26 protein-coding genes are annotated in these 26,170 nt (G+C 32.4%); all 26 read left to right on the top strand.

The annotated features are described in order from the left end of the window. Positions 1-39: 39 nt before the first annotated feature. The 26 genes from ACIQAA_RS12155 (at position 40) to ACIQAA_RS12280 (ending at position 25,985) form a co-directional block, all read left to right on the top strand. Complete coding sequence (locus ACIQAA_RS12155; protein ID WP_402619555.1) at positions 40-945, top strand: aldolase; 906 nt, start codon at positions 40-42, stop codon at positions 943-945. Between the two features lie 13 nt (positions 946-958). Continuing rightward, complete coding sequence (locus ACIQAA_RS12160; protein ID WP_402619470.1) at positions 959-1,264, top strand: lasso peptide biosynthesis PqqD family chaperone; 306 nt, start codon at positions 959-961, stop codon at positions 1,262-1,264. A gap of 21 nt (positions 1,265-1,285) precedes the next feature. Continuing rightward, positions 1,286-1,741, top strand: coding sequence for a lasso peptide biosynthesis B2 protein (locus tag ACIQAA_RS12165; protein ID WP_402619557.1), 456 nt, complete (start codon positions 1,286-1,288; stop codon positions 1,739-1,741). Positions 1,742-1,751: 10 nt separating this feature from the next. Continuing rightward, positions 1,752-2,948: a nucleotidyltransferase domain-containing protein gene (locus ACIQAA_RS12170; protein WP_402619473.1), complete on the top strand. Its 1,197-nt coding sequence runs from the start codon at positions 1,752-1,754 to the stop codon at positions 2,946-2,948. Between the two features lies 1 nt (position 2,949). Further along, on the top strand, positions 2,950-4,749 hold the full coding sequence (locus tag ACIQAA_RS12175) for an ABC transporter ATP-binding protein (RefSeq protein WP_402619475.1): 1,800 nt from the start codon (positions 2,950-2,952) through the stop codon (positions 4,747-4,749). 256 nt (positions 4,750-5,005) lie between these two features. After that, positions 5,006-5,722, top strand: a complete 717-nt coding sequence (locus ACIQAA_RS12180) for a YveK family protein (protein ID WP_402619477.1) — start codon at positions 5,006-5,008, stop codon at positions 5,720-5,722. Beyond that, positions 5,709-6,365: a CpsD/CapB family tyrosine-protein kinase gene (locus ACIQAA_RS12185; RefSeq protein ID WP_402619480.1), complete on the top strand. Its 657-nt coding sequence runs from the start codon at positions 5,709-5,711 to the stop codon at positions 6,363-6,365. The genes ACIQAA_RS12180 and ACIQAA_RS12185 overlap by 14 nt, the downstream gene beginning before the upstream one ends. A 274-nt stretch (positions 6,366-6,639) precedes the next feature. Further along, positions 6,640-6,780 carry a hypothetical protein gene (locus tag ACIQAA_RS12190; protein WP_402619483.1) on the top strand — a complete coding sequence of 47 codons (141 nt, stop codon included), beginning with the start codon at positions 6,640-6,642 and terminating at the stop codon, positions 6,778-6,780. A gap of 44 nt (positions 6,781-6,824) precedes the next feature. After that, positions 6,825-8,651 carry a polysaccharide biosynthesis protein gene (locus tag ACIQAA_RS12195; protein WP_402619486.1) on the top strand — a complete coding sequence of 609 codons (1,827 nt, stop codon included), beginning with the start codon at positions 6,825-6,827 and terminating at the stop codon, positions 8,649-8,651. A gap of 27 nt (positions 8,652-8,678) precedes the next feature. Continuing rightward, complete coding sequence (locus tag ACIQAA_RS12200; RefSeq protein ID WP_402619488.1) at positions 8,679-9,830, top strand: glycosyltransferase family 4 protein; 1,152 nt, start codon at positions 8,679-8,681, stop codon at positions 9,828-9,830. Then, on the top strand, positions 9,815-10,924 hold the full coding sequence (locus ACIQAA_RS12205; protein ID WP_402619490.1) for a glycosyltransferase family 1 protein: 1,110 nt from the start codon (positions 9,815-9,817) through the stop codon (positions 10,922-10,924). Before ACIQAA_RS12200 ends, ACIQAA_RS12205 begins: the two co-directional genes overlap by 16 nt. A 4-nt stretch (positions 10,925-10,928) precedes the next feature. Continuing rightward, positions 10,929-11,813, top strand: coding sequence for a glycosyltransferase family 2 protein (locus ACIQAA_RS12210; protein ID WP_402619493.1), 885 nt, complete (start codon positions 10,929-10,931; stop codon positions 11,811-11,813). 69 nt (positions 11,814-11,882) lie between these two features. Further along, positions 11,883-12,953 carry an EpsG family protein gene (locus ACIQAA_RS12215; protein WP_402619495.1) on the top strand — a complete coding sequence of 357 codons (1,071 nt, stop codon included), beginning with the start codon at positions 11,883-11,885 and terminating at the stop codon, positions 12,951-12,953. Between the two features lie 30 nt (positions 12,954-12,983). Continuing rightward, the gene (locus ACIQAA_RS12220) at positions 12,984-14,141 is read left to right on the top strand and encodes a glycosyltransferase family 1 protein (RefSeq protein ID WP_402619498.1); all 1,158 of its coding nucleotides are present in this window, start codon (positions 12,984-12,986) and stop codon (positions 14,139-14,141) included. Positions 14,142-14,143: 2 nt separating this feature from the next. Next, positions 14,144-15,343, top strand: coding sequence for a glycosyltransferase (locus ACIQAA_RS12225; RefSeq protein WP_402619500.1), 1,200 nt, complete (start codon positions 14,144-14,146; stop codon positions 15,341-15,343). A 24-nt stretch (positions 15,344-15,367) separates the two neighbouring features. Then, positions 15,368-16,435, top strand: a complete 1,068-nt coding sequence (gene galE, locus ACIQAA_RS12230) for a UDP-glucose 4-epimerase GalE (RefSeq protein WP_402619503.1) — start codon at positions 15,368-15,370, stop codon at positions 16,433-16,435. A 28-nt stretch (positions 16,436-16,463) separates the two neighbouring features. Next, positions 16,464-16,625 carry a YwzD family small protein gene (locus tag ACIQAA_RS12235; RefSeq protein WP_402619506.1) on the top strand — a complete coding sequence of 54 codons (162 nt, stop codon included), beginning with the start codon at positions 16,464-16,466 and terminating at the stop codon, positions 16,623-16,625. 20 nt (positions 16,626-16,645) lie between these two features. Next, on the top strand, positions 16,646-17,260 hold the full coding sequence (locus ACIQAA_RS12240) for a sugar transferase (RefSeq protein ID WP_402619509.1): 615 nt from the start codon (positions 16,646-16,648) through the stop codon (positions 17,258-17,260). Then, entirely contained in the window at positions 17,241-18,245 is a 1,005-nt protein-coding gene (locus ACIQAA_RS12245; protein WP_402619559.1) for an ATP-grasp domain-containing protein, read from the top strand. Before ACIQAA_RS12240 ends, ACIQAA_RS12245 begins: the two co-directional genes overlap by 20 nt. After that, entirely contained in the window at positions 18,220-18,936 is a 717-nt protein-coding gene (locus ACIQAA_RS12250) for an HAD family hydrolase (protein WP_402619511.1), read from the top strand. Before ACIQAA_RS12245 ends, ACIQAA_RS12250 begins: the two co-directional genes overlap by 26 nt. Then, positions 18,933-20,114, top strand: coding sequence for an aminotransferase class I/II-fold pyridoxal phosphate-dependent enzyme (locus ACIQAA_RS12255; protein ID WP_402619513.1), 1,182 nt, complete (start codon positions 18,933-18,935; stop codon positions 20,112-20,114). Before ACIQAA_RS12250 ends, ACIQAA_RS12255 begins: the two co-directional genes overlap by 4 nt. Before the next feature lie 41 nt (positions 20,115-20,155). Then, entirely contained in the window at positions 20,156-20,491 is a 336-nt protein-coding gene (locus ACIQAA_RS12260) for a helix-turn-helix domain-containing protein (protein WP_402619516.1), read from the top strand. A gap of 66 nt (positions 20,492-20,557) precedes the next feature. Continuing rightward, positions 20,558-21,526, top strand: coding sequence for a polysaccharide pyruvyl transferase family protein (locus tag ACIQAA_RS12265; RefSeq protein WP_402619518.1), 969 nt, complete (start codon positions 20,558-20,560; stop codon positions 21,524-21,526). A 41-nt stretch (positions 21,527-21,567) separates the two neighbouring features. After that, the gene (locus ACIQAA_RS12270) at positions 21,568-22,827 is read left to right on the top strand and encodes a peptidase (protein ID WP_402619521.1); all 1,260 of its coding nucleotides are present in this window, start codon (positions 21,568-21,570) and stop codon (positions 22,825-22,827) included. A gap of 27 nt (positions 22,828-22,854) precedes the next feature. Continuing rightward, positions 22,855-24,396: a lipopolysaccharide biosynthesis protein gene (locus ACIQAA_RS12275; RefSeq protein WP_402619523.1), complete on the top strand. Its 1,542-nt coding sequence runs from the start codon at positions 22,855-22,857 to the stop codon at positions 24,394-24,396. Between the two features lie 512 nt (positions 24,397-24,908). Continuing rightward, positions 24,909-25,985: an acyltransferase family protein gene (locus ACIQAA_RS12280; RefSeq protein ID WP_402619526.1), complete on the top strand. Its 1,077-nt coding sequence runs from the start codon at positions 24,909-24,911 to the stop codon at positions 25,983-25,985. The last annotated feature ends 185 nt before the right edge of the window (positions 25,986-26,170 follow it).

Here is a 26,170-nt window from a genome sequence, read left to right on the forward strand (position 1 = left end):
ATTAACTGGTGTGGAGTGAAGAAGGTGTCAATAGGAACTATAAAAAGAACTGCATATAAAGCATTTGGTTTAGAGATATTAAGTGAAATTCCTCTCCCAGAACTTATAAAGTCGTATGAAGAAGATAAACAAGTAGACATATTTATTAAGATTGATACTTTATCCGATATTTGGAGTAAATTGGTCCCTGAAAAAGGGAATCTTGTAGTTTATGAAAATATGGTTATGTTTCTAGTCCCCAAAATTGCAATATTTTCTATACAAGACGGGAACAAAATTATTGTCTCACCTTTGGGGGAGGCTGATTTAGATAAAATACGACTCTATATTTTAGGAACTTGTATGGGCGTTATATTGTTGCAGCGGAAAATTCTTCCCTTACATGGCAGTGCTGTGAATATAAAAGGGAAAGCGTATGGTTTTATTGGTCATTCAGGGGTAGGTAAATCTACTCTTGCTTCAGCATTTATTAGTAAAGGATTTCAGCTTCTTAGTGATGATGTCATCGCAGTGGATATAACAAAGAAGAATATTCCATTTGTAATGCCATCATATCCTCAGCAAAAATTATGGCAAGAAAGTTTGAATGAATTTGGTATGGAAACAATGAATTATCGTCCTTTATTCGGTAGAGAAACAAAATATTCTGTACCTGTTAACTCGAACTATATTTCTGACCCATTACCGCTTGGTGGTGTTTTTGAATTAGTCAAGACGGATCAAGAAGATATCGAAATTAGGACAATCAAAGGATTAGAAAGGTTTCAAATAGTCTTTAATCAAACGTTCCGAAAGTCGTTAATAAATCGAATGGGTCTTGACGATTGGCATTTTATGTTCTCGTCAAAGTTAATTAATCAAATTGATATGTTCCAATTAAAACGTCCTACTTCAAGATTTACTGCACATGACTTGGTTTCTAAAATAATAGACCATATTAACTAGGAGGAAATTATACATGATTAGTACGGATATACTGGAATTAGATAACATTATTGTTCAGAGTCAAGGAAATGTAGTAAGCAACATGGATGGAGAAAAAGTGATGATGAGTATTCAAAACGGAAAATATTATAATTTAGGGGAAATTGGAGGACGAATTTGGGATATGATCGAAAAACCAACCTCTGTTAATAATCTAATAGTTAATTTAATATCAGAATATAATATTGAGAAATCAGATTGTGAACAACAAGTTGTTTCATTTTTAGCATCACTTAAAAAGGAAGGGTTAATTAATATCCAAAAAGGGAAAAAATCCTAGATTATAATAGTAGGAAAGGAAATAAAAAAATTGGTTAAATTGAAGCTTTTTTTATCATTTGATACAAAAACTAAGTTGTTGTATTTAGAAGCTTATTTTCTCCTAGGTTGGGCAAGGCTTATTAAGTGTTTTCCATTTTACAAAGTAGCACCTCTTTTAGGTGAGCAAATGGGTGAAACCTCTTTTACATATAAGGAATCTAACATCAAGTTTATTAAGCGTGTTTCTCAAGCAATAAATGTGATGAGTGGTTATACTTTTTGGGAAAGTAAGTGTCTGGTTAAGGCGATTGCAGGAATGAAGATGTTGGAAAGAAGAAATATTGAAAGTACACTTTATCTGGGAACAGGAAAAGATGAAATTGGAAAATTGATAGCACATGCCTGGCTACGCAGTGGACCTTTCTATATAACAGGATCTGAGGGTAAGGAGAAGTTTACCGTTATTAATAAATTCGCAAAAAAAGCTAACAAATGAGGGAAATAAGATGCGAAACAATTTCAAACTCGATTTATCCGATTTTTCCAGAGAATTACACTTGTTAATTGAAATAATAAAATTAGATGATAATAGAAGCGATCAGGTAATTAATAAAGATTCTTGTAAAGGAATCAACTGGAATCAATTTCTCCAACTAGCAAAGCATCACAGAGTCTATCCGATAATTCACATCAACATAAAAAAATTAAAAAATGATTGGTTTCCTTTATTTGTTATCCAAGAATTATCCCTGTTATATCAAAATAATACTTTTCAGATGATGTTTTTAAGTGGTGAGATGGAACAGTTAAGTAGGTTATTCACTGATAGCAGAGTCCGTACACTTTTTTTAAAAGGGCCAGTGCTCTCGAATGCATTATATGGTGATGTATCACTAAGAACATCTAACGATTTGGATATAATGGTCCCAATGGAGAACTTAGGTAAAGCTGAAGAAATTCTTTTACAGAACGGTTATATTAAAGATGATTATATTGAATCTGTTTTAAATGACTGGAAATGGAGGCACCATCATATAACATTCTTTCATCCTGAAAAAAGAATTAAACTTGAAGTTCATTGGAGATTGAATCCTGGTCCAGCGAAAGAGCCGAAATTTGAAGAGTTATGGGAGAGAAAAAGAAGAAGTACACTTTTTAGTTACCCGGTTTTTTATTTAGGATTTGAGGATTTATTCTTCTTCCTTGTAACACATGGTGCACGGCATGGATGGTCAAGACTTCGTTGGTTGGTTGATATAGTAAAAATGACCAAGCAAGACTTAAATTGGAAAGAAGTTCTAACTTTACTTACAAAATATCAATGCCTTCAGGTAGGAGGTCAATCATTAATTTTAACTTCTCAATTACTCAACTCTAAATTGAATGGTGAAATGGCCAATATAATTAAGGGAAATCAGTCCAAAAGATTAGCCCAAGATGCACTCTTCTATATAAAACAATTGGTTAATTTGCATACGGAACCTTTACCCCAAGATGTAGCGAATCATCATAAAAGACACCTATTCTTACTGATGTCCAATCGACAAAAGCTCTTGTTTATTTTTAGTTTTCTTTATCCCTTTCCTATCGATGCTGAAACATTACCATTACCAAAAGTCCTTCATATATTATATTTTCCTTTACGTCCATTTTTACTTCTTTGGAGAAAAACCAGGAACCGTTCAATTGCTAGGAGGGCATAAAGTGAATGATGTTTTTTATTTTATTAAACGATTATATTCCTACTCGGGTAGTATATTGTATGTAAACCTTCTAGGGATGGCAATAGTTAGTTTCCTTGAAGGTATTGGAATATTATTGTTAATACCCATGATTACCTATAGTGGAATAGTAAATATTGATTTTAGTGGTATCCGATTTTTTGAGTTTTTTAGTTTTATGCAAAGTTACCCAAAACCAATAGTGCTAATGTTTATTTTGGGATTTTATATCTTATTGGTAATTGGTCAAAATATTTTACAACGAAACCTTTCAATTCGAAATGTTAAAATTTCACAAGGCTTTATTCGACAATTAAGATTAGAAACATATAGTGCTTTGCTAAAATCGAATTGGGATTTTTTTACGAAAGAAAGAAAATCAGATATTATCAACGTTATGACACATGAACTAGCACGTGTAGCTGGGGGAATAAATCAATTTTTACTGTTGTTAACTTCTCTCATTTTTACATTTATACAAATCTCTATAGCTTTTTATTTGTCAGTAAAATTAACAATTTTCGTGTTATTATCGGGTTTTATCCTTTCTTTTTTTTCAAAAAGATTTATAAAACAATCAAAATTACTAGGTGGAAAATCCTCAGTGTTAGCACAAGAGTACTTAGCAGGAATTACTGACCAATTTAATGGGATTAAGGAAATAAAAAGTAACACTTTAGAAGAATCTAGAATGAATTGGTTTAAAACTTTGACTACCGGAATGATAGAAGAGCAAACAGACTATATAAAATTAAAAACAACTTCCCAAGCCTTTTACAGTATTGCATCTGCTAGTTTAATTGCAGTTTTTATTTTTATTTTTGTGATGATATTTAATACAAAGCCAGAGCAGTTTTTATTAATATTTATTATTTTCTCAAGGCTATGGCCCAGGATTACAGCAGTTCAGTCTAGCTTGGAGCAAATCGCGACTACTATTCCCGCTTTCAAGAAATTAATAGAAATGCAAATAAAATGTAATCAATCTTTAGAAATTACAGATGTATCACTTTATAAAAATATAAATTCACTAAGTATTGAGAAATCCATAGAATGCAGAAGTGTCGCATTTCGTTATAACCGAAATGAATCATCCTATGTGCTTCGAAATATAAATTTAAAAATTCCAATAAAATGTATGACTGCTATAGTTGGCCCATCTGGTGCTGGAAAAAGTACATTAATTGATTTATTAATGGGACTAAATAAACCTGAACAAGGTGAAGTGTTTATAGACGGTACTCCACTTTCTGATAATAGATTATTATCTTTAAGACGTTCTATAAGTTACGTTCCTCAAGATCCTTTTCTATTTAATGAAAGTATTAGAGAAAATCTACTGATGATTCAACCTAATTCTACTGATGAGCAAATTTGGGAAGCATTAGAATTTTCTGCTGCAGCAGAATTTGTAAAGAAGCTTCCAATGGGGATAGATACCATTGTTGGGGATAGGGGTGTTAGGCTTTCAGGAGGAGAACGTCAACGACTAGTTCTTGCTAGAGCAATATTACGTAAGCCCTCTATATTGGTATTAGATGAAGCAACCAGCGCACTAGACACCGAGAATGAGGCCAAAATTCAAAAAGCCATCGAAAGATTAAAAGGCAAGATGACTATAATTGTAATTGCCCATCGACTATCCACTATTCGGAATGCAGATCAAGTGATTGTATTAGAGCAAGGAGAGATCATTCAACAGGGAAAATTCAACCAACTAGCTGGTGATAAAAAAGGGATGTTTAGTAATCTACTAAAAAAGCAGATGGAGATAAGTATTTAATCGATATCTTCTAGAGTAGCCAGCCAATTTGTAATATTATATTGACATGTTTCTTATAAAGAACTAATATTGTGTATAGATGGTACTATTTAGTAATTTTTAGGTGGGGAAAAGCACTGTTATTATAGATATAACCTAAATAATGAGGAAATAGGGTTTTTTTTAGTTAAATTGTTCTTTATTTAGAACAATTATCTATTTAATACAGTATTAGATTTCTAACAAGAAAGGTGATTTCATGAGAAGCAGCGATCAAGTGAACAGTGTAGATACTAGAAAAGTAAAGGAAATAAACTTAAAGGAATTGTTCCTCGTTATTAAAAGGCGTTTTTGGGTGATTGTAATAGTTACAGTTCTTGCTAGTATAGCTGGTGTAGTCCTGAATAATGCTTCGACTAATCTGTTGTATGAAACTTCATCGAGAATAATTATTGGCGCTGATGCCGAATCACAAAAAACGCTGCAGGTTATTATTCGAGATTCAACTATTTTAGACAAAGTTGTTAAAGAGTTAGGTCTTAATAGATCAGCTGAAGAATTAGCAGGTCAAATTACGGTTGCAAGTGTAGACAGTTCTCAAGTGGTAAGTATTAGTGTAGTGGATACGGATCCGATTCTAGCTTCAAAAATTGCTGATACAACCGCCCAAGTATTCAAGAATGAAGTGCCTAATATTATAGGCCAGGACTATGTACGTTTATTATCTAAAGCTAAAGTAGATTCAACCCCTATCAATCAAGAAAATGATAGCAAGATATTTATGGCAATTGCTGCAGGAATTATAGTAGGAGTTGGATTAGCATTTTTATTGGAATCTTTGGATGATAGAATTCGTACAGAGAGAGAAATTGAATCATTATTGGGGGTTCCACTATTAGGAAGGGTTTCAAAAATGAATAAAAAGAATATAAAAAAGAATAAAACTAGTCTACAGGGTATAGAACTGAGAGGTGAAACAATTGGTTTTAAGTAAACGAAGAAACTTGGCTGCTACAAAAAAAAGATCGTTAGTTACCAACTCTTATCCGGATTCAATTATTTCGGAACAATTTCGGATGATCCAAACAAATATTAAATTCTCAATGGCCGGAGAGAATGGCCGAACCTTCTTAATCACCTCACCATGTGATGGTGAAGGAAAGTCAACAACTGCAGCTAATCTTGCTATTTCAATGGCGCAACAGAAAGAAAAGGTGTTGTTAATTGATGCCAATTTAAGAAAGCCTGCTTTACATTCTCTTTTTAATATACCTAATTCAAAGGGCCTAACTGAGGTGCTTAGTGGAAAGATATCGTTTTATGATGCTATTTTTCATACCGAAATAGGAAGATTGGATTTAATATCAAGTGGGCAAGTCTCATATAATCCGGTTGAGCTATTGGGTTCAAAGATGATGCAGGAACTACTGAAGACAGCCATAAGATCTTATGATGCTATTTTAATCGATTCAAATGCAATCCTTGAAGTAACAGATACCAAGATTTTAGTAAATCAATGTGATGGGGTAGTATTAGTTATTCAAAACGGCAAAACAAAGTTTGAAAAAGCGGCTGAGGCTAAAAAAGTGTTGGAATTTGCAAAAGCAAAACTAGTTGGAGTTGTAATGAACCAATAATAATAACCCCAAAAATGAAATTTTTTTAATAATATTGTTCGTTATTAAGAATTTAATGAATGTATTTAAAGAAAGTAAAGGGAATTCTGGTGATGTCTCCTAGCCATTATCAACGGAGGCACTCGGTCATGCTGTGGGTTAACTGACCTTAGACGCTAGTCGTCGATAGTGTGATGTGAGGATGGGTTAGATGCCCACCTATTAAAAAAAATTTTAATGATGTGTTCTACTGCAAGAGCATATGATTAAAATTTTTTTAAAAGGAAGTGTTATTTTGAAAAACTTCGATCATTATCCAAAATCCATTAAAAAGGCAGTCAGGTATATTAAACAAGATGCACCGATAGATCAGTTAATGGAAATAAAAAGATTAATTGATAATGCAATCCGGGTAAGGCATCAATCAACCAAGTAAACTAATTTCTACTTTAATAAAAACTGTTTACTAAGGAGGAAAGTATGACCTATCGCCAAAGATTATCCCTATTTATTTTTATTGACTCATGTATTGTTTTAACTGCCGTCTTCTTCAGTCGGTTTTTTGTAAATGGTACGATTCATGTTATTACTTTTCCAGTTGTATTAAGTGCGATTGTTATTTTGCTTAGTCATCATTTTCTTTCATTTCATTTTCATCTATACAAAAAAGCATGGGAATATGCAAGCATAGGGGAGTTAATTAGCATAATAAAGGTAGTGACAATTTCAACCATGATTGCGGCAGTTGTCCTGCAATTCGTTGTTCACAGTATTCAATTTCGATTGCTGACGATAACATGGCTAATTAATATGTCTTTTATTGGTGGTTCAAGATTTTGCTGGAGAATTTTTAGAGATTCGTACCTTAATAAAGTTGATAATAAACATAGTACTTTAATTGTAGGCGCTGGATCTGCAGGGATGATGGTTGCAAGACAGCTCAATAAAACGAATGAAGCGAATCTTTTACCAGTGGCGTTTATAGATGATGATAGTAAAAAACACAGGCTGGATATTCTAGGAATACCCGTAATTGGCGGGATAAATAAGATAGAAACAACAGTAAAGGAATTAGAGATTGATAATATCATCATTGCGATACCCTCACTGGGTAAAAAAGAATTAAATAAAATATTCATTGAGTGTGCCAAAACGAACGCAAAAACACAAATTCTTCCAATGTTAGAAGACTTGGTTACTGGAAAAGTATCTGTAAGACAATTTCGTGATGTACAGGTAGAAGATTTACTAGGTAGAGAGCCAGTAGAATTAGATATTAATAGTATTTCTGAAAATATTACCGGAAAAGTGGTTCTAGTCACTGGAGCAGGTGGTTCCATTGGCTCGGAAATTTGCCGTCAAATTTCAAAATTTGATCCTAAACAATTAGTTTTGCTTGGGCATGGTGAAAATAGCATCTATTTAATCGAGATGGAATTAAAAGAGACTTTTAACAATACAAAAATTGAATTTATTCCAATAATTGCTGATTTACAAGATGAAAGAAAAATGATGGATGTCATGAGTACATATCATCCAGATACAGTCTATCATGCGGGAGCACATAAACATGTTCCACTTATGGAAGCTAACCCTGAAGAAGCAGTCAAAAATAACTTAATTGGAACGATGAATGCAGCCAAGGCAGCCAGTTGGAATGGAGTTAACACCTTTGTAATGGTCTCGACGGATAAAGCAGTTAATCCCACAAGTGTTATGGGTGCAACAAAAAGACTTGCAGAAATGATGATTCAATATATGGATAGTGAAAGTAAAACGAAATTTGTTGCCGTTCGTTTCGGAAATGTGCTAGGAAGCAGAGGGAGTGTTATTCCCTTATTCAAAAAACAAATTGAAAAAGGGGGTCCAGTTACGGTTACCCATCCTGATATGGTTCGTTATTTTATGACGATTCCGGAAGCAGCAAGATTAGTCCTTCAAGCTGGAGCACTGGCAAAAGGTGGCGAGATTTTTGTTTTAGATATGGGGGAGCCAGTGAAGATAGTTGATTTAGCTAAAAACCTTATAAAACTATCGGGTAATTCTATTGAAGAAATAGGAATTGAATTTTCAGGAATGAGACCTGGAGAAAAGCTTTTTGAAGAACTATTAAAAGCAGATGAGGTTCATGAGCAGCAAATCTATCCGAAGATTTATATTGGTAGAAAATCTGAAATTTACTTAAAAGAAATAGAAGATCTTCTCTCAACATTTTCAAATTTAGATAAAGAAGAAATACGGGAGAAGCTTTTAAACCTTGCTAATAATAAAGTAGCACCACAAACCAAATTAACTTTAACTGTTTAAATAGATTTAATAAAAGGATGGATAGAAATGCAAAAGAAAGTGCTGTTCTGTGCAACAGTAGATTATCATTTTAAGGCTTTTCATTTGCCCTATTTAAAATGGTTTAAGGAACAAGGTTGGGAAGTTCATGTTGCGGCATGTGGTGATATGGAACTTCCGTATGTAGACCAAAAATATAATATCCCGATTCAAAGGTCCCCATTTAACAAAAGGAATATATTGGCTTACAAGGAACTAAAGGGAATAATAAACAAAAATCAGTATAAAATTATTCACTGTCATACACCAATGGGGGGAGTTCTTACTCGGTTAGCTGCAAGGAAGGCGAGAAAAAGTGGAACGAATGTGCTATATACAGCTCATGGATTCCATTTTTGTAAAGGATCCCCGTTTAGTAACTGGATTCTTTATTATCCAATTGAAAAAGTACTTTCAAAGTTTACGGATTGTCTACTTACGATTAATGAAGAGGATTTTAACCTTGCGAAAAAGCATAAATTTAAAGCGAATGATATTGAACATATACACGGTGTTGGGGTGAATACAGACTTTTATAAACCCGTTGATGAAAAATATAAATCTAATTTAAGAAAAGAATATGGGTATTTTACCCATGATTTTATCATGTTTTATGCTGCGGAATTTAATAAGAATAAAAACCAAAACTTGCTGATTGAAACATTAGCCTTAATAAAAGATAAAGTACCAAATGCAAAGCTATTACTTGCTGGGGAGGGACCTTTACTACAGCAATGTCAGGAACTTTCCATTAAGTTAGGCCTCGAAGGGATGGTTGAATTCCTTGGTTATCGGAATGATATTGATAAATTACTAAAAATAAGTGATATTGCAGTTGCTTCTAGTCTAAGAGAGGGACTTCCTGTTAACATTATGGAAGCTATGGCTTGTGGATTACCGGTTATAGCTAATGATAATAGAGGGCATCGGGAGCTAATTGAAAATAACAAAAATGGTTGGTTAATAAACAACAACCCAGAGGATTTTTCTAATAAGATTAAAATTCTAGCTAGTAATAATGATATGAAAACAAAATTTGGTTTAGATGGACGGATTATTATACTGAATAGATTTTCTATTCATAAGGTACTGGAAGAAAAAAGCTATATTTATAGAAAATATTCAGGGGAAATGGAGGATGTAATGTGGGCAATCCATTAAGAATATTACATGTGGTTGTCAATATGAATCGGGGGGGAGCCGAGACACTGTTAATGAATATCTATAGAAACATAGATCGTTCAAAAATTCAATTCGACTTTTTAACTTGCAAGGAAGGGATTTTTGATCGGGAAATAATCCAAATGGGTGGAAAAGTCCATAGGATTCCCTATGTTTCAGATGTCGGACACTTTAAATATATAAATCAGCTAGACAATTTTTTTTCTAATCATCCAGAATATCAAATTGTCCATTCTCACTTGGATAAAATGAGCGGTTTAGTCCTCCGAGCTGCAAAAAGGGCCGGAATTATACACCGAATAGCACATAGTCATAGTACTAGTAGTGAAGGTGGATTAATTGCAAAATGTTATAAATGGTATGCTGGGAAGAATATTTTTCCAAATGCAACCAATCTTCTGGCATGCTCAAATCAAGCTGCTAAATGGCTATTTTCTAAGGAGTATGAAAATTCATTGATTTTAAAAAATGGTATTGAAAGTGAAAGGTTTAAATATTCCCCCCAAAAAAGAGTACTAATTAGAGAAGAGTTAGAAGTAAATGATGAAAGTTTTGTTATTGGCCATGTAGGGAGATTTTCAACACCTAAAAATCATATGTTTTTAATAGAGATTTTTAAGGAGGTAATAAAGGTGCGTTCGAATTCTATGCTTATCCTAGTTGGAGAAGGGCAATTACTTCCTGAAATAAAGAATAAAGTATCTGAGTACCACTTAGAGGACAATGTGAAATTTCTTGGGAGTCGCAGTGATGTTGACCAATTGTTACAAGCATTTGACCTTTTCTTATTTCCTTCATTGTATGAGGGGTTGCCCGTTACCTTAATCGAAGCACAGGGAGCCGGACTGACATGTCTCATTTCGGATTCGATAACAAAAGAGGTTGATATGGGATTAGATTTAATTGAATATTATCCACTGTCAGACAAAAAGGTTTGGGTTGAAAGAATAAAAACGATCGGAGTAAGCAAAGCCCAGCGATCTCTATCAAACCATGTTTTATCTAGAAAAGGCTATGATATAAAAGATACAACCAAACAGTTACAAAATTTCTATATTGGTGTATCGAGGTGAAAATGTGAAAAAACTAACAATATTTACACCCACATATAATAGAGCATATTGCCTTAACAATTGTTATGAAAGTTTAATAAGACAAACTTGTCATGATTTTATATGGTTAATTGTAGATGATGGGTCTACAGACAACACTAAGAGTTTAGTGAATAAATGGAAGAAAGAAAATCTTATAGAAATTCTTTATCATTACCAAGAAAATCAGGGCATGCATGGAGCCCATAATACAGCATATGAACTTATTCAAACAGAATTAAATGTGTGCATAGATTCCGATGATTACATGCCTGAACAGGCAGTAGAAAAAATTATTACAATGTGGAATGAATATGGCAATGAGAGATTAAGTGGAATAATTGGACTTGATTGCTACACAAACGGAAAAATAATAGGTTCAAAAATCCCAGAAGATTTAGAATGCTCTACTCTGTTTGATCTTTACTATAAATATGGTGTAACAGGTGATAAAAAATTAGTATATCGAACCGAATTAACTAGACTATATCCCTATCCCCTATTCCAGGGTGAGAAGTATGTAGGGCTAGCATATAAATATTATATGATAGATCAAAATTATAAAATGTTGCTAATGAATGAATTCCTTTGCTGCGTGGAATACCTTCCAGATGGTTCATCCTTAAATATGTTCAATCAATATCGTAGGAACCCTAGAGGATTTTCCTTTTATAGAAAGGAATTAATGAAGTTATCCTTTGGCAGCAGAGCTTTTAAATTTAAACAAGCAATCCATTATGTGTCAAGTAATCTGATGTTTAAGAATTGGCGATTTTTGGCTGATAGTCCTCATAAAGGTCTGACTGCACTAGCTAGTCCGATCGGATTTTTAGTATTTTTGTATATTACAGCTAAAACAAGAACTGCTTGAATTAAAAATTGATTTAAGGAGTTCTTGTTTTATTTGTATTTGAAAAGCTCCTTTGAAAGGAATTTGAAGATGGAGATACTATGGATCAATCTTGCCATTGTTTTTATTTTTTCTTATTTGGCTAGGTACTTCGCTACGCCCAATTATACATTCTCGTTACCAATATATAGACCTAATTTAATCTTAAGCTTTGGAGCATTATTATCGTTAGTGATAATATCTGGTCTTCGATCGAATATTGGTGATACCTATTTTTACAAACATGCTTTTGAAGTAAATGATTTTAATTGGGAGCAAATAAATGACCAGGAAAATGTTGGTTTTTGGTTATTCCAAAAGGTTTTAAAATCGTACTCTGAGGATCCACAAATATTACTCTTTACCGCAGCAGTAATCACAAATGTTCTTATAATATATATATTCTACAAATATTCTAGGATGTTTGAACTTAGTACGTATGTGTATATAACTGGGGGATTATATTTAGTTTCAATGAATGGACTTCGGCAAGTCATGACTGCTGCAATTATTTTTACTGCTACAAAGTTTTTAATAAAAGGAAATTGGTTTAGATATATTCTGGTTGTTTTATTTGCTTCTACCTTTCACGAGAGTGCCCTTATTTTAATACCTATTTATTTTATTGTTAGATATAAAGCTTGGTCAAAGGCAACGTTTGTCCTATTGTTATTTGCAATATTAATAGTGATTGGATTTGATAAATTCTCTTCCATATTGTTCTCAACAATCCAAGATACTCAATATGGCCATTACCAAAATTTTCAAGAGGGAGGAGCAAGTAGTATTAGGGTTTTGGTATATGCTACACCACTAATCATTGCTTATTTTGGAAGGGAAAAATTAAGGGAACTATTTCCTGAGAGTGACTACATTGTAAACATGGCGCTAATTGGATTAGTATTTATGATTATTTCCACTCAAAATTGGATATTTGCTAGATTTTCAATCTATTTTAATTTATATCAGTTAATTTTAATATCTTGGATTGTTATGCTCTTTAGGGAGAAGGAGCAAAGATTTGTTTATTATGCTATTTTGGTTTGCTACTTTCTTTTTTACTATTATGAAAGTGTCATTAGTCTAAATATCATTTATAAAAGTAATTATTTAAGCCTATAGGTAAACAATGAAGGAAGTGTAAATTTAAAAATGAGACAGCATGTACCAAGGAGAATTTTACACATTGTAAGTGCAATGGATCGAGGCGGTGCTGAAACACTCATTATGAATGTCTACAGAAATGTAGACAAATCCCAGGTGCAATTTGATTTTATTGTTCATCGTTCTGAAAAAGGTGACTACGATAATGAGATCTTGGAAATGGGTGGGAAGATATTTCAAATAGCAAGTTTGGGACAGCTAGGTCCTATACTCTATATTAAAGAGTTAATTAGGATAATGCGATCATTTCCATACCAAGCTATTCACTCTCATACGGATTATCAAGGTGGTATTTCTTCATTTGCAGCAAAGCTTTCAGGAATTCAGCATAGGATTTGCCATTCTCATAGTACGAATTGGCAAAAAGGGAAAAGGCTAAAGGAGAGAATCGTTTTAAAAACATTACAAGCGATTATCAAGTTGTCAGCCACTAGTTACTGTAGTTGTAGTGAAGAAGCAGCAAGATTTTTGTTTGGAAATCAAAGCTTGAAAAAAGGCAAGGTTAAAATTCTTAAAAATGGAATTGACCTTATGTCATTTACAAACTTAGATAGGAATTGCAAAAAAAAATTACTTCAAGAGCTTAAATTACCAGAAGATACTATTACAATTGGTCATGTTGGCACGTTTTCTGAATCAAAAAATCAATTGTATATCCTAAAAGTTCTTAAAAAATTACTAGCAAAAGATCCTCGTTTTGTAGTACTGATGGTTGGAGATGGACCCTTAAAACATCAGGTAGAGATAGAAGCAAAAAAATTAGGAATACGCGATAATATTAGGTTTTTAGGGGTACGGTCAGATATTCCAAGTATAATGAAGTCTTTTGATATATTTTTATTCCCATCGATATTTGAGGGATTCGGGATTGTTGCACTCGAGGCTCAAAGTGCAGGGATACCATGTGTTCTTTCAGACGTGATTCCCGATAGCGTTGATATGGGGTTGGGGTTAGTAACCTTTATCAATCTTAATCAAAGTATTGAAGTATGGTGTGAGGAGATTAATAAAGGACTATTAATTAATAGACCCGAAAATAACATTATATTTAATCAGATTTTAAGTAAAGGATATGATATTCAAAATAACATCAAGGACTGGATTAGTTTATATGGTTTAAATGCAGTTTACGTAGTGGGGGATTAAAGATGAAAAAAAGAAAAATATTGATTTCCTCGTTTGATTTGGCGATTGGTGGGGTGGAAAGGAGTCTTATTGGGCTCTTAAAACAAATAGATTATCAAAAATACGATGTTGATTTAATGTTATTTAAGCATGAGGGAGATTTTCTTCCTTATTTACCTTCAGGTCCTAAATTGCTGCCCGAGATTCCTGCATACACCACCTTTAGAAAGTCCATCTATCAAATAACAAAAGAGGGAAATTACCCAATTGCTATAAGTAGAACAATTGCAAAATATATTGGCCTATTACATGGAAAGATAAAAAAGGTAGATGAACCTGGATATTTAGCCATTCAATATGGCTGGGAAGTATCTAGCCGATTTCTCCCAAAATTGAATAAAGAATATGATGTGGCCATAGGTTTTCTATGGCCACATCACTTTATTGGAGAAAAAGTAAAAGCGAGAAAAAAAATCGGATGGATACATACTGATTACTCAAATATTTTTATAAATGAAAAGCTTGATTCCCAAATGTGGAACAAATTAGATAAAATTGTTGCAGTTTCAGACGAATGCTTAAATACATTCGTTAATGTCTTTCCATTATTAAAAGAGAAAACAACTGTAATAGAGAACATCCTTTCACCTCAATTTATTAAGGAGCAGGCGAATATTGGAAATTCCACTGAAATAACAAAACGTGAAGGAAAAACTGTCTTGCTAACAGTGGGACGACTTTCACATGCAAAGGGTCTTGATAAAGCCATCAGAGCATGCCGAATATTAGTGAATGCAGGATACGATATTGAGTGGTATGTGGTTGGATATGGTCCCCTTGAAGCTGACTTAAGAGAACTTATCAAACAATTAAATTTGTCTGACAGGTTCTTTCTACTTGGTAAAAAGACAAATCCATACCCATATATTAAAAATTGTGATATTTATGTACAGCCTTCAAGGTATGAAGGAAAGGCTGTGACAATTAGAGAAGCCCAAATATTAGGTAAACCAATTGTCATCACGAATTTTCCAACAGCTAATAGCCAAGCAACTAACGGAGTCGATGCTTTGATAACATCACAAGATATATCAGGTTTAGTAGATGGAATTCAAAGTTTAATAAATGAAGATACCCTTAGAAATAGGCTTATTTCAAATGTCCTATCGAAAGACTATGGAAACGAAAATGAAATTGAAAAGTTATATAACCTAATAGGTTAGAATATAAGGTAGGTGTTAATGTAAATGTCAATACTTATTACCGGAGGAGCTGGCTACATCGGTAGCCATACTTGTGTTGAATTATTAAATGCAGGATATGATATTGTAGTAGTGGATAACTTTATTAATAGTAACCCTGAGTCTTTGAATAGAATAAGGGAAATTACAGGTAAAAGTTTTAAGAGTTATTATATTGATTTACTAGATGAGGAGAAATTGGATAAGGTATTTTGGGAGAATGGAATCGATGCAGTTATCCACTTTGCTGGACTAAAAGCAGTTGGTGAATCAGTTAACCTTCCACTTAGATATTATCATAATAATATTACGGGTACACTTGTTCTGTGCCAAACAATGAAACGGAATAATGTAAAAAAGTTAGTTTTTAGTTCATCAGCAACTGTCTATGGTATGCCAGAGCGGTTTCCAATTTCAGAGGATTTTCCGTTAGATACATTGAACCCTTATGGTCGAACCAAGTTAATGATTGAAGAAATCCTTCAGGATCTTAATGTGTCTGATAGTGAGTGGAGTATTGCACTTTTAAGGTACTTTAATCCTATCGGGGCTCATTCTAGTGGTCTTATCGGCGAAGACCCAACTGGTATTCCTAATAACCTTATGCCTTACATAACACAGGTGGCGGCAGGTAAACTTAAGGAACTAAATGTATTTGGAAATCAATATCCTACCAAAGATGGAACCGGTGTCCGTGACTACATTCATGTAGTGGATTTAGCCAAAGGCCATTTAAGAGCACTTGAGAAAGTTACAAACTCATCTGGTATTGATGCCTATAATCTTGGTACTGGAAAAGGCTATAGCGTATTAGAACTGGTAACAGCTTTTGAACAGGCAGCTAAGAAAAGAATACCATACAAGATTGTTGATGCTAGGCAAGGAGACGCTGCTGTTTGTTATGCGAATCCGTTAAAGGCAAAGCGAGAGCTTGGATGGGAGGCGGAAAAGGATATTAGAGAGATGTGTCAAGATTCCTGGAGATGGCAGATGAAAAATCCAAATGGATATGACAATAAAATAGTTGAAATAGGGAATCACCACTTAGTAAAAAGTGGTGATTTTAATTTGTAAAAAATAATTCTGGGTGTGAGGTAAGGCAATGAACGGGACTAAATTATTAACTCAACAGGAACTCCAGCAAATTTTAGTGAAAACATTTTATAGAGTTCAGGAATCTGAAAAAATTAGTGTCATAGAATTAGTAGAAGAAATAAAGCAACAAATTATCTTCGAAAAGAGTAAAAGCAAGAATTTACAATAAATGAAGGGGGATGGCTAGAATTGAAGCGAATGTTTGATTTCACAGTGTCATTGGTTTTGTTAGTAAGTTTTTTCCCCTTCTTTTTCATTTTTGCCTTGTTGGTAAAGTTAAAGTTAGGGTCTCCAATCATATTTAAACAACAGCGACCAGGTTTATACGAAAAACCATTTTACCTTTATAAACTTAGAACAATGACAGATGAAAGGGATCAGAAAGGTCAATTAATGCCAGACGATAAAAGGTTAACCACGTTTGGTCAATTCCTGCGAAAATATAGTATCGATGAATACCCTCAGTTAATTAATGTAATTAAGGGTGATATTAGTTTAGTTGGTCCAAGACCTTTGTTAATGGAGTACCTACCCCTTTATACACAGGAGCAATCAAAACGCCACAATGTTAGACCTGGTATAACCGGCTGGGCACAGATAAATGGGAGAAATGCAATAAACTGGGAAGAAAAATTTTCACTTGATATATGGTACATTAACAATCGGAATTTTCTCTTAGATTTAAAAATATTAATTCTAACGATTAATAAAGTAATAAAAAAGGAGGGCATTAAGCATGCAAGTCATGTTACTATGCCGCTATTTAAGGGAGGGGTTGAAAGAAATGCAGGAAAATATGATTAATATTTTATTTACTAGTTCAGGGAGAAGGGTCTCGTTGATAAAAAAGTTTAAAGAGACTTTATCTGAAAAAAAACTAACAGGAAAAATAATTACAGTAGATTTTAAAGGTACAGCACCATCAGCTTTTTTTAGTGATAAGCATTATTTAGTACCTAGAGTTATGGAAAAAAATTATTTGAATGAATTAATTAGGATATGCCAATTAGAAAAAATTAAATTAGTTATTCCTTTAATCGATACAGAACTAGAGTTATTGTCAAATAATAGGAAGCTCTTTGATGATATTGGTGTGGATTTATTGGTATCAAGTTGTATATTAAATGAAATTACAAGCAATAAAACAAAGACTTACAAATTTTTTCTCGAAAATAGTATATCCTCTCCAAAAGTATATAGTGAAATAGAATTGAGCAAAAAAGAATATAATTTTCCGGTAATAATTAAGCCGACCAATGGAAGTTCTAGTGAAGGGGTAATAAAAATTAATAACCAAAAAGAATTAGAATTCTTTATAGACTATATACCGGATGCAATGGTCCAAGAGTATGTAAATGGCGATGAGTATACTGTTGATGTGATGCTAGATTTTAAAGGTAATATAAAAACTATTGTTCCAAGGAAACGTTTAGAAACAAGATCCGGTGAAGTAAGTAAAGGTGTAACAAAAAAGGATTTCCATATCATTAGTGAAGTGGAGAAAGTTGTAAAAAAATTACCGGGGGCAATTGGATGTATAACCCTTCAATGTTTTAAGAAAATGGATGGGGAAATTACATTTATTGAAATAAATCCTCGTTTTGGGGGAGGGATTCCACTTTCAATTGAAGCTGGTGCAAATTTCCCATTATGGATTATTGAAATGTGCTTAGGTAATTCTTTCAAAGAGCATGACTTTTCTTGGAAAGAAAATCTTACTATGCTTAGATTTGATGAGGCAATATTTACGGAGAGTATAAGTTATGAAGATAAATGCATTAGTGTTTGATTTAGATGATACTTTATTTAAGGAGATTGATTATATTTTCAGTGGTTACAAAGCAGTTGATGAATGGCTTAGAGAAACCCATGAAATCTCAGGATTTAATAGTATTGCTACTCAATTGTTTAATTCTGGAATAAGAAAAAATACTTTTAATAGGTCTCTTGAATTATTAAATGTGAGTTTTAATGAAAATATGATAATAGATATGGTGAATATTTATAGAAATCATGAGCCGGATATTAAATTATTTGATGATGCTGAATGGGTAATTAGAAATTTAGCTAGTTCAATTAAATTAGGACTAATTTCTGATGGTTATCTTACTACACAAGAAAAAAAGGTGAAAGCTCTTAAATTAAGAGAAAGATTCAGTTCGATAATCCTTTCTGACAAATTTGGGAGATCGAATTGGAAACCTAGTCCTATTCCGTATATTAAATCGAGTTTACAGTTAAATAGTTCACATCATGAATGTATATATATAGGTGATAATGTATCAAAAGATTTTATTACTGCAAAAAAACTCGGATGGAAAACTGTTCATATTAGTAGGAATGATGGAATATATTCTAACACATTAGTCAGTCAGGAATACCATGCTCATTTTGAAATTCGAGATTTAAGGGAACTTCAGAATATATTAGACTTAAACAAATTATTTGATAGCCCTAATCAAAAGGTGGTAGTGGAATGACAGTAGTTAAAACCAAGAAAAGAATTTTCCTTTCTTCCCCACATATGAGTGGGAATGAGCTAACGTATATAAATGGTGCATTTGAAACCAACTGGATTGCTCCACTAGGTCCAAATGTTGATGAATTTGAAAAAGAAATAGCCGATTATGTAGGAGCCAATGAAGCTGTTGCTGTAAGTTCAGGAACTGCAGCGATTCATTTGGCTCTTTCTTTATTAGATGTAAAAAAAGGAGACAAAGTTTTTTGTTCCAGTCTCACCTTTATTGCAAGCGCAAATCCAATTATTTATCAGGGAGCTGAGCCAATATTTATCGACTCTGAGCCAGATACGTGGAATATGTCTCCCAAAGCTTTAGAAAAGGCATTTATAGATGCATCAAGTGAAGGGAATTTACCAAAAGCAGTCATCGTTGTGAACTTGTATGGGCAAAGTGCAAAGATGGATGAAATTGTGTCAATATGTAATCATTACAATGTTCCAATAATTGAAGATGCAGCGGAATCCCTCGGCTCTACATATAAAGGAAAAGCAAGTGGTACATTTGGGGAGTTTGGTGTTTTTTCATTTAATGGTAACAAGATAATAACAACTTCAGGTGGCGGCATGCTTATTTCGAACAATGTAGCAGCTTTAAAAAAGGCACGCTTTTTGGCCACTCAAGCCCGGGATCCAGCACCACATTATCAACACAGCAATATTGGATTTAATTATCGGATGAGCAATATCCTTGCAGGGGTTGGAATAGCCCAACTAGGAGTTTTAAATGAACGAGTGAAGGCAAGAAGAAATGTTTTCAAACGATATTATCAAGAATTAGGTCATCAACCTGGTTTTTACTTCATGCCCGAACTAGAGAATACTTTATCCAATCGCTGGTTGACAGCTCTCACAATAAATGAAGAAGAAGCATGTGTTTCCGTTGAGGATTTATTAAAAACCTTAACAGATTCAAATATTGAAGCTCGACCTGTTTGGAAGCCGCTTCATTTGCAACCTATTTTTCAAGGTGTTAAATATTATCCACATAGTGAAAACGAGAATATCTCTGAAGGCCTTTTTAAAAATGGGATATGTTTACCCTCTGGGTCTAATATGACAGAAGATGACCAAATGAGAATTATTAATTGCATTAAAGAAACGGTATCTATTGGTATTGGTAGGAAGAAATATGTTTAATTGCAAGAATATTTCAGAAGACAAAAACGGGGTATGTCCAAATGATAGGAAGAAATATATATGAAATTCGAATGAAAAAAGGCTTTACCTTATCAGAACTTGCAGTCCGTGCTGGTATTTCAAAGTCATACCTTAGTAATATTGAACGAAACTTAAACCAGAATCCCTCAATCCAAGTTATTAGAAAGATTGCTAATGTTCTGGATGTTGATCTTAAGGTACTGGTAAGAACAGGATTAACGGAAGAAGAACAACTACCAGATAGTGAGTGGATTGATATAGCTAATGAATTGCAAAAGTTAGGAATTCAAAAAGATCAAATACAAGACTTTAAACAATTAATTGAATTTATTAAGTGGAAGAATCAGAGTGTTTAGCACTCTTCTATATTTAATGAAAGTTTTCAATCATATTAGATGAAATAGAATAGGAGTTATTTATAAATGGAAAATATTTTGTTATTAGATACATCTGTTGGCTCTCTTAATAAAGGAGACGACATAATTATGCGCTGTATTCGTTATCAGTTAACTGGTATAACCAAAGACAAATTTACTCTTACCTTACCAACACATGTTTCCCCCTTTCATTGGTATCAAGTGGCAAGAGGTTCAAATAGGGTAAAGATTTATAGTAATGCAAGATATAAGTTTGTTGGCGGCTCGAACTTACTAACAATGGATATGCTAACACACTTTCCACAATGGAATATTAATCTATTTAATTATGGTCCACTAAGAGGGAGTGTGTTGGTAGGGGTAGGTGCAGGAAAAGGGAATAAAATAAATTACTATACAAAGATGTTATATAAAAAGGTTTTATCCCATAGATATATTCATAGTGTTAGAGATGAAAGAACTAAGAAGTTTTTAGAAGAAATGGGATTTAAGGCTCTAAATACAGGTTGTGCAACCTTATGGTCACTGACACCTGAATTTTGTCAAGAAATACCTACTACAAAATCAGAGTCAGTGATTTTTACACTTACACACCACTCAAAAGATGTTATTAATGATCAATTACTAATTGACTTAATGAACAAAAATTATAAAAATGTTTTTTTCTGGATCCAGGATGCAGATGATTTAAACTACTTTAATACATTGAAGAATACAGAAAACATAAGAATTGTTTCTCCCTCTGTGGATGAATATGAAAGAATACTTAAAACAGATGTTGACTATATAGGAACCCGTTTACATGGTGGTATTTTTGCCATGCGTCATAAAAAGCGTGCAATAATAATTGCAATTGATGAAAGAGCACAGGGGATGAGTGAAACATATAATTTAAATACCATTCATAGAAATGATTTTAATAATCTCGAACAAATGATAAATTCTGAAATTATTACAAATGTGAATGTCGATTTTGATAAAGTGAATATGTGGATAAACCAGTTTAAAGAATAAAATAATCCAATTAATGTTGACAAAAATTGTGAGGTAAAAAAATGAATAAAATAAAACTTGATCGTATTCTTGTTAAAAATAATAGGGTGGATTACTACTTTAGTTTGAATGGTAAAATTCAAAAATACTTTAATGGTAATAACAATATGTTTCTTGAATATAACTATGACTTATCGGATATCCCGGAAAGTATACTAGCAATTCCATTTGTTGCAAATGTGATACCCCTTGTTTGGCTAACGGGTTCAACACTCACAGTTGATCAATTAGATATATCTTTTTATAATTGTTTAACCAATGTAAAGCTGGCTTACCAAAAAATGTTCACTAATGTTGAATTTAAGGGTGATATTAAAGTCAATAAGATTGTTAATAATCGATATGTTTTTGAGAGAGAAGCCGCTACATTATTTAGCGGGGGACTTGATGCTCTAACAACATTTATAAGGATTAAGGATAAAAAACCATTGTTAATTACTGAGTATGGATGGCATGAAAACAATATTGAGTATAGTGAAGTTTGGGAAGCGGATAAAAAACATGTAATTAATTTTGCAGAAGGTCATGGTCTAGAAAATATTCTTATTCAATCTAATTATGGCACTTTTATTAAGGCTAAAGAAATTGATGCGGATTTTAGTAAGAAGTTAGGAGATACTTGGTGGCATGGTTTACACCATGGCTTGGCCATAATATCATCAGCTATTCCGATTGCTTTTAAAATTAAGGTAAAATGCTTATACATTGCTAGCTCTAACTCGCCCGCTTTTCCTGTTGCTTGTGCGTCCGACCCTACGGTTGACAATGAAATAAAATTTGGCTCTGGTCAAGTCTACCACGATGGATACGAACTTTCTAGACAGGATAAGGTTAAAGTTGTTACTGACTATTATTCAACTATTAAAGAAGTAGTTAATATTAGAGTTTGTTTCAAAAATGAGGAAAACTGCTGTAAATGTGAAAAATGTTTAAGGACAATCTTTGGTATTTTGGCTGAAGGCCAAAACCCTCGAGATTTTGGATTTGTAGTTCCAGGTGATTTTTCCGAATATGTCAAGGTTGCTCTCAATAACGAAGTGAAATTTTTTACAGACACATTTATAAAGATGTATTGGAAAGTAATACAAAATAGAATGAGAGAAAATAGTAATAATATCAAATACTCGGATATATTAGAATGGTTTTTGAACTATGATTTTGAAGGGCAACGAAGAAAATCTTTACTTAAATATAGAGTTACAAACTTTTTCCCAATCTTGAAGAGAAAGTTTAGTATACGTTTAACAAAAATCTTATCATGAGATAGATGAGAATAGAAGGTATTGATTATGAGAGTCGAAAATTCAATAAAAAACATATTATATGGTATCACAGGACAGTTACTAAGTTCTGTGACAGGTTTTGTAGTTAGAACGGTGATAATTTATACACTTGGAATAGAATACGTTGGAATAGAGGGGCTATTTTCAAGTATATTAATTATGTTATCATTAACAAATTTAGGTTTTGACACAGCTATTATATATAGCTTATATAAACCTTTAGCAGAAAATAATTATTACAGAGTAAGAGCCTTAATGAACTTATATAAAAAGGCATATAGAATTATTGGAATAATCGTTTTAGTGATAGGGGTAGCAATACTACCATTCTTGCCCTTCTTAATGAATGGAAAAACATATATTAGTAATATTAATATAATCTATCTTTTGCTCTTAATTAATTCGGTTTCTTCATATTATTTTGTCTATAAACAATCTATAATCATTGCTGACCAACGAAATCACATCATCTCAAAAATTCATAGTCTATTTATTATTACATCAAACCTTTTCCAAATTGCTATATTACTGTTTAGCCATAATTTTATATTTGTACTGTCAGTTCAAATATTGTTTAGAATGATCGAGAACCTATTTATATCTAGGAAAGCGGATAAGTTATATCCTTATTTAAATGAAAAAAATAATGATAAATTAACTAAAGAAGAAAGGAAAGAATTTTTTGGGGATTTGTATGCACTGCTACTATATAAGGTAAGTGGTGTAATTATTAATGGAACTGATAATATACTTATTTCAAAATTTGTGGGGATTTATTCTGTAGGGTTATATTCCAATTATCTCCTGATAATTTCCACAATTAATACCTTCTTGGGTTACTTATTCTATTCAATTACAGCAAGTATTGGAAATCTAAATGTAAAGGAAACTCCTGACAAAAAACACTTAATTTTTAATGTGTTAAATTTTGCTAATTTTTGGATTTTTGGAGTTTGTACTGTTGTGTTATGGAATCTAATTAATCCATTTATTACTTTATGGGTTGGAAATCAATTTGTTCTTAGTAAGTATGTGGTTTTTGCAATTCTTTTGAATTTTTATACAACCGGCCTACAAACTGCATGTACAAGTTTTAGAGAAACTACTGGACTCTTTAAAAAAGGAAAATATAGGCCAATTATTGCAGCATTAATAAATCTGGTTGCTTCGCTATACCTTGTTCAAAAACTAGGAATTGCTGGTGTTCTTTATGGGACTGTTATTAGTAGATTACTAACATATTTTTGGTATGATCCTTATGTGATTTTCAAGTATGTTTTCCAAAGGTCTGTAAAGAAATATTTTATTAAATATATTTTTTTCTTATTATTGGTTTTTATATCTGCCATAATAACCAATATATTAGGTGATTTACTAGATTATTCTACACTTATCAATATAGTTATAAGAGGCAGTTTAAGCCTTGTCATACCCAACATACTATTCTTTATATTATTTAGAAAATCAGAGGAGTTCAATTACTTATTAAATATAATTAGAAAAATTGGCGTAAAATCTAATATATATAGAAAAAAAGCATTTAATTAGTGCATTTTTCTTGGATAGCCTGTACATAAAAACTGTTGAAATTAATTATATACTGGAAGTGTTACCCTATGGCTGTTGTTTGCTATGGGGGTACTCTTACAAACAGTAATGCTTTCCTTATTTAGGAAATATATGAATTCGTTTGTTTAGTTGTAAGGTAGAATGTGAATCTTCAGCCTCAATCTCAAAGTCTCAAGGAAAAACTCAAATTTATTAAATCGAATGTTAGAATTTGAGGGAGGTAATTATCATGAGATATTTAATGAATCAAAAAGGTATCGATACTCTGATCTAATCAAGATATGTAAATTATTTAATTGATAAAAAAGGTAAACCTTACTGCAGTATATCTCATTTGGGTATCAATAACTTTTTAGTTACGTCTGTACAGGATTCTAATATAAAGAATAAAGTATTTTTCCCATTTTATCTAAGTTAATTTATTTGTATCTAAACTTAAATTTAAAAAATTCAGTAATTCAAAAAGTGATAGAATAAGGAGTATTATCTAAATGGAGTTTACAAAAGGCGATATAAAAGTAACAAAAGGAATGGCCATAATATTTATGCTGCTCCTTCACCTTTTTGGTAGGAAAGATGTTAATGGATTATATGAAACTTTCCCGATAATAAATGGAGTTCCTTTGGTCTACTATATTGGTTTGTTTGGTGATGCATGTGTCCCTATGTTTTGCTTTGCAAGTGGATACGGCTTATTTGTAAGTATAAATAAGGCGAAAGGTTCCATAATAAAGAAGAATTTCGAGAGAATACTTAAACTACTTATTAACTATTGGATCGTTTTAGTGATTTTTATAGTAATTGGGGCTATTGCCGGAATGTCTGAAATATTACCAGGTAGTCCAATCAAATTCTTTCTTAATTTCTTCGTTTTATCTAATTCATATAATGGGGCGTGGTGGTTTGTACAAACCTACATTATCTTGGTACTTTTAGCTCCACCACTTTTTAAGGTAATTAAGAAATATAATTCTGTTATTTTATTTTTGATATCTGGTTTTATTTATTTAATTACTTATATTCAGCGCATAATCCATTTCCTGGATTTCGGTGACGGTTCTTCCATAAATCCCCTTGTTAATGCGATTGTTTTGGTAGGCACTTCCCAACTCCCTTTTATAGTTGGCGCTATATTTGCTAAGGAAAAGATTTATTCAAAGTTACACAACAACCTAAATAAATTTAAGCATAAAAATCTATTTAGTGTAGGTGGAATACTTATGCTTTTTTTTCTACATTCTCTTTATGAGTCAATGATAATAGCACCGATAACGGGCATTGTATTTATTTGTTTTTTTAATCTAATCGATAAGAATCAGTACATTCAAAAGATCCTAGACTTTATTGGTAGTCATTCAACAAATCTTTGGTTAACTCATATGTTCTTTTATTTGATTATCTTTCCAGAACTGACCTTTGCTCCTAAATACCCAATACTGATCTTTTGCTGGTTAATCATACTGTGTTTAATTTCCTCCTATATTATTAACCTTGTTTATAAACCAATGATTCAATATATTGATAAAAAAAATTCAGTTTTAACGTTTAATAAAAAAATTGTAGGATAAATACTAATACAAAAAATAGGTTTGAATAATAAGGTAAGTCAATTTTAAATTGAAAGAGATATTTTTATATAAAAATGCTTTTATTTCTGAGTGTAACCGTCAAGTAGAAATCAACAGTTTTTAATAAATAAGATTAAACAGTTTTTATCAATTAAGATTCAACACTTTGATAATCAAATAATGCT

The organism is Neobacillus sp. NPDC093182 (genome assembly GCF_044754045.1).

Bases quoted from the DNA above. Each gene is read 5' to 3' on its own strand.
- ACIQAA_RS12275 (WP_402619523.1), top strand. From the start codon at position 22,855: ATGAGAGTCGAAAATTCAATAAAAAACATATTATATGGTATCACAGGA.
- ACIQAA_RS12265 (WP_402619518.1), top strand. From the start codon at position 20,558: ATGGAAAATATTTTGTTATTAGATACATCTGTTGGCTCTCTTAATAAA.
- ACIQAA_RS12195 (WP_402619486.1), top strand. From the start codon at position 6,825: ATGACCTATCGCCAAAGATTATCCCTATTTATTTTTATTGACTCATGT.
- galE (WP_402619503.1), top strand. From the start codon at position 15,368: ATGTCAATACTTATTACCGGAGGAGCTGGCTACATCGGTAGCCATACT.
- ACIQAA_RS12215 (WP_402619495.1), top strand. From the start codon at position 11,883: ATGGAGATACTATGGATCAATCTTGCCATTGTTTTTATTTTTTCTTAT.
- ACIQAA_RS12225 (WP_402619500.1), top strand. From the start codon at position 14,144: ATGAAAAAAAGAAAAATATTGATTTCCTCGTTTGATTTGGCGATTGGT.
- ACIQAA_RS12280 (WP_402619526.1), top strand. From the start codon at position 24,909: ATGGAGTTTACAAAAGGCGATATAAAAGTAACAAAAGGAATGGCCATA.
- ACIQAA_RS12260 (WP_402619516.1), top strand. From the start codon at position 20,156: ATGATAGGAAGAAATATATATGAAATTCGAATGAAAAAAGGCTTTACC.
- ACIQAA_RS12245 (WP_402619559.1), top strand. From the start codon at position 17,241: ATGCAGGAAAATATGATTAATATTTTATTTACTAGTTCAGGGAGAAGG.
- ACIQAA_RS12220 (WP_402619498.1), top strand. From the start codon at position 12,984: ATGAGACAGCATGTACCAAGGAGAATTTTACACATTGTAAGTGCAATG.
- ACIQAA_RS12160 (WP_402619470.1), top strand. From the start codon at position 959: ATGATTAGTACGGATATACTGGAATTAGATAACATTATTGTTCAGAGT.
- ACIQAA_RS12170 (WP_402619473.1), top strand. From the start codon at position 1,752: ATGCGAAACAATTTCAAACTCGATTTATCCGATTTTTCCAGAGAATTA.
- ACIQAA_RS12270 (WP_402619521.1), top strand. From the start codon at position 21,568: ATGAATAAAATAAAACTTGATCGTATTCTTGTTAAAAATAATAGGGTG.
- ACIQAA_RS12200 (WP_402619488.1), top strand. From the start codon at position 8,679: ATGCAAAAGAAAGTGCTGTTCTGTGCAACAGTAGATTATCATTTTAAG.
- ACIQAA_RS12235 (WP_402619506.1), top strand. From the start codon at position 16,464: ATGAACGGGACTAAATTATTAACTCAACAGGAACTCCAGCAAATTTTA.
- ACIQAA_RS12250 (WP_402619511.1), top strand. From the start codon at position 18,220: ATGAAGATAAATGCATTAGTGTTTGATTTAGATGATACTTTATTTAAG.
- ACIQAA_RS12255 (WP_402619513.1), top strand. From the start codon at position 18,933: ATGACAGTAGTTAAAACCAAGAAAAGAATTTTCCTTTCTTCCCCACAT.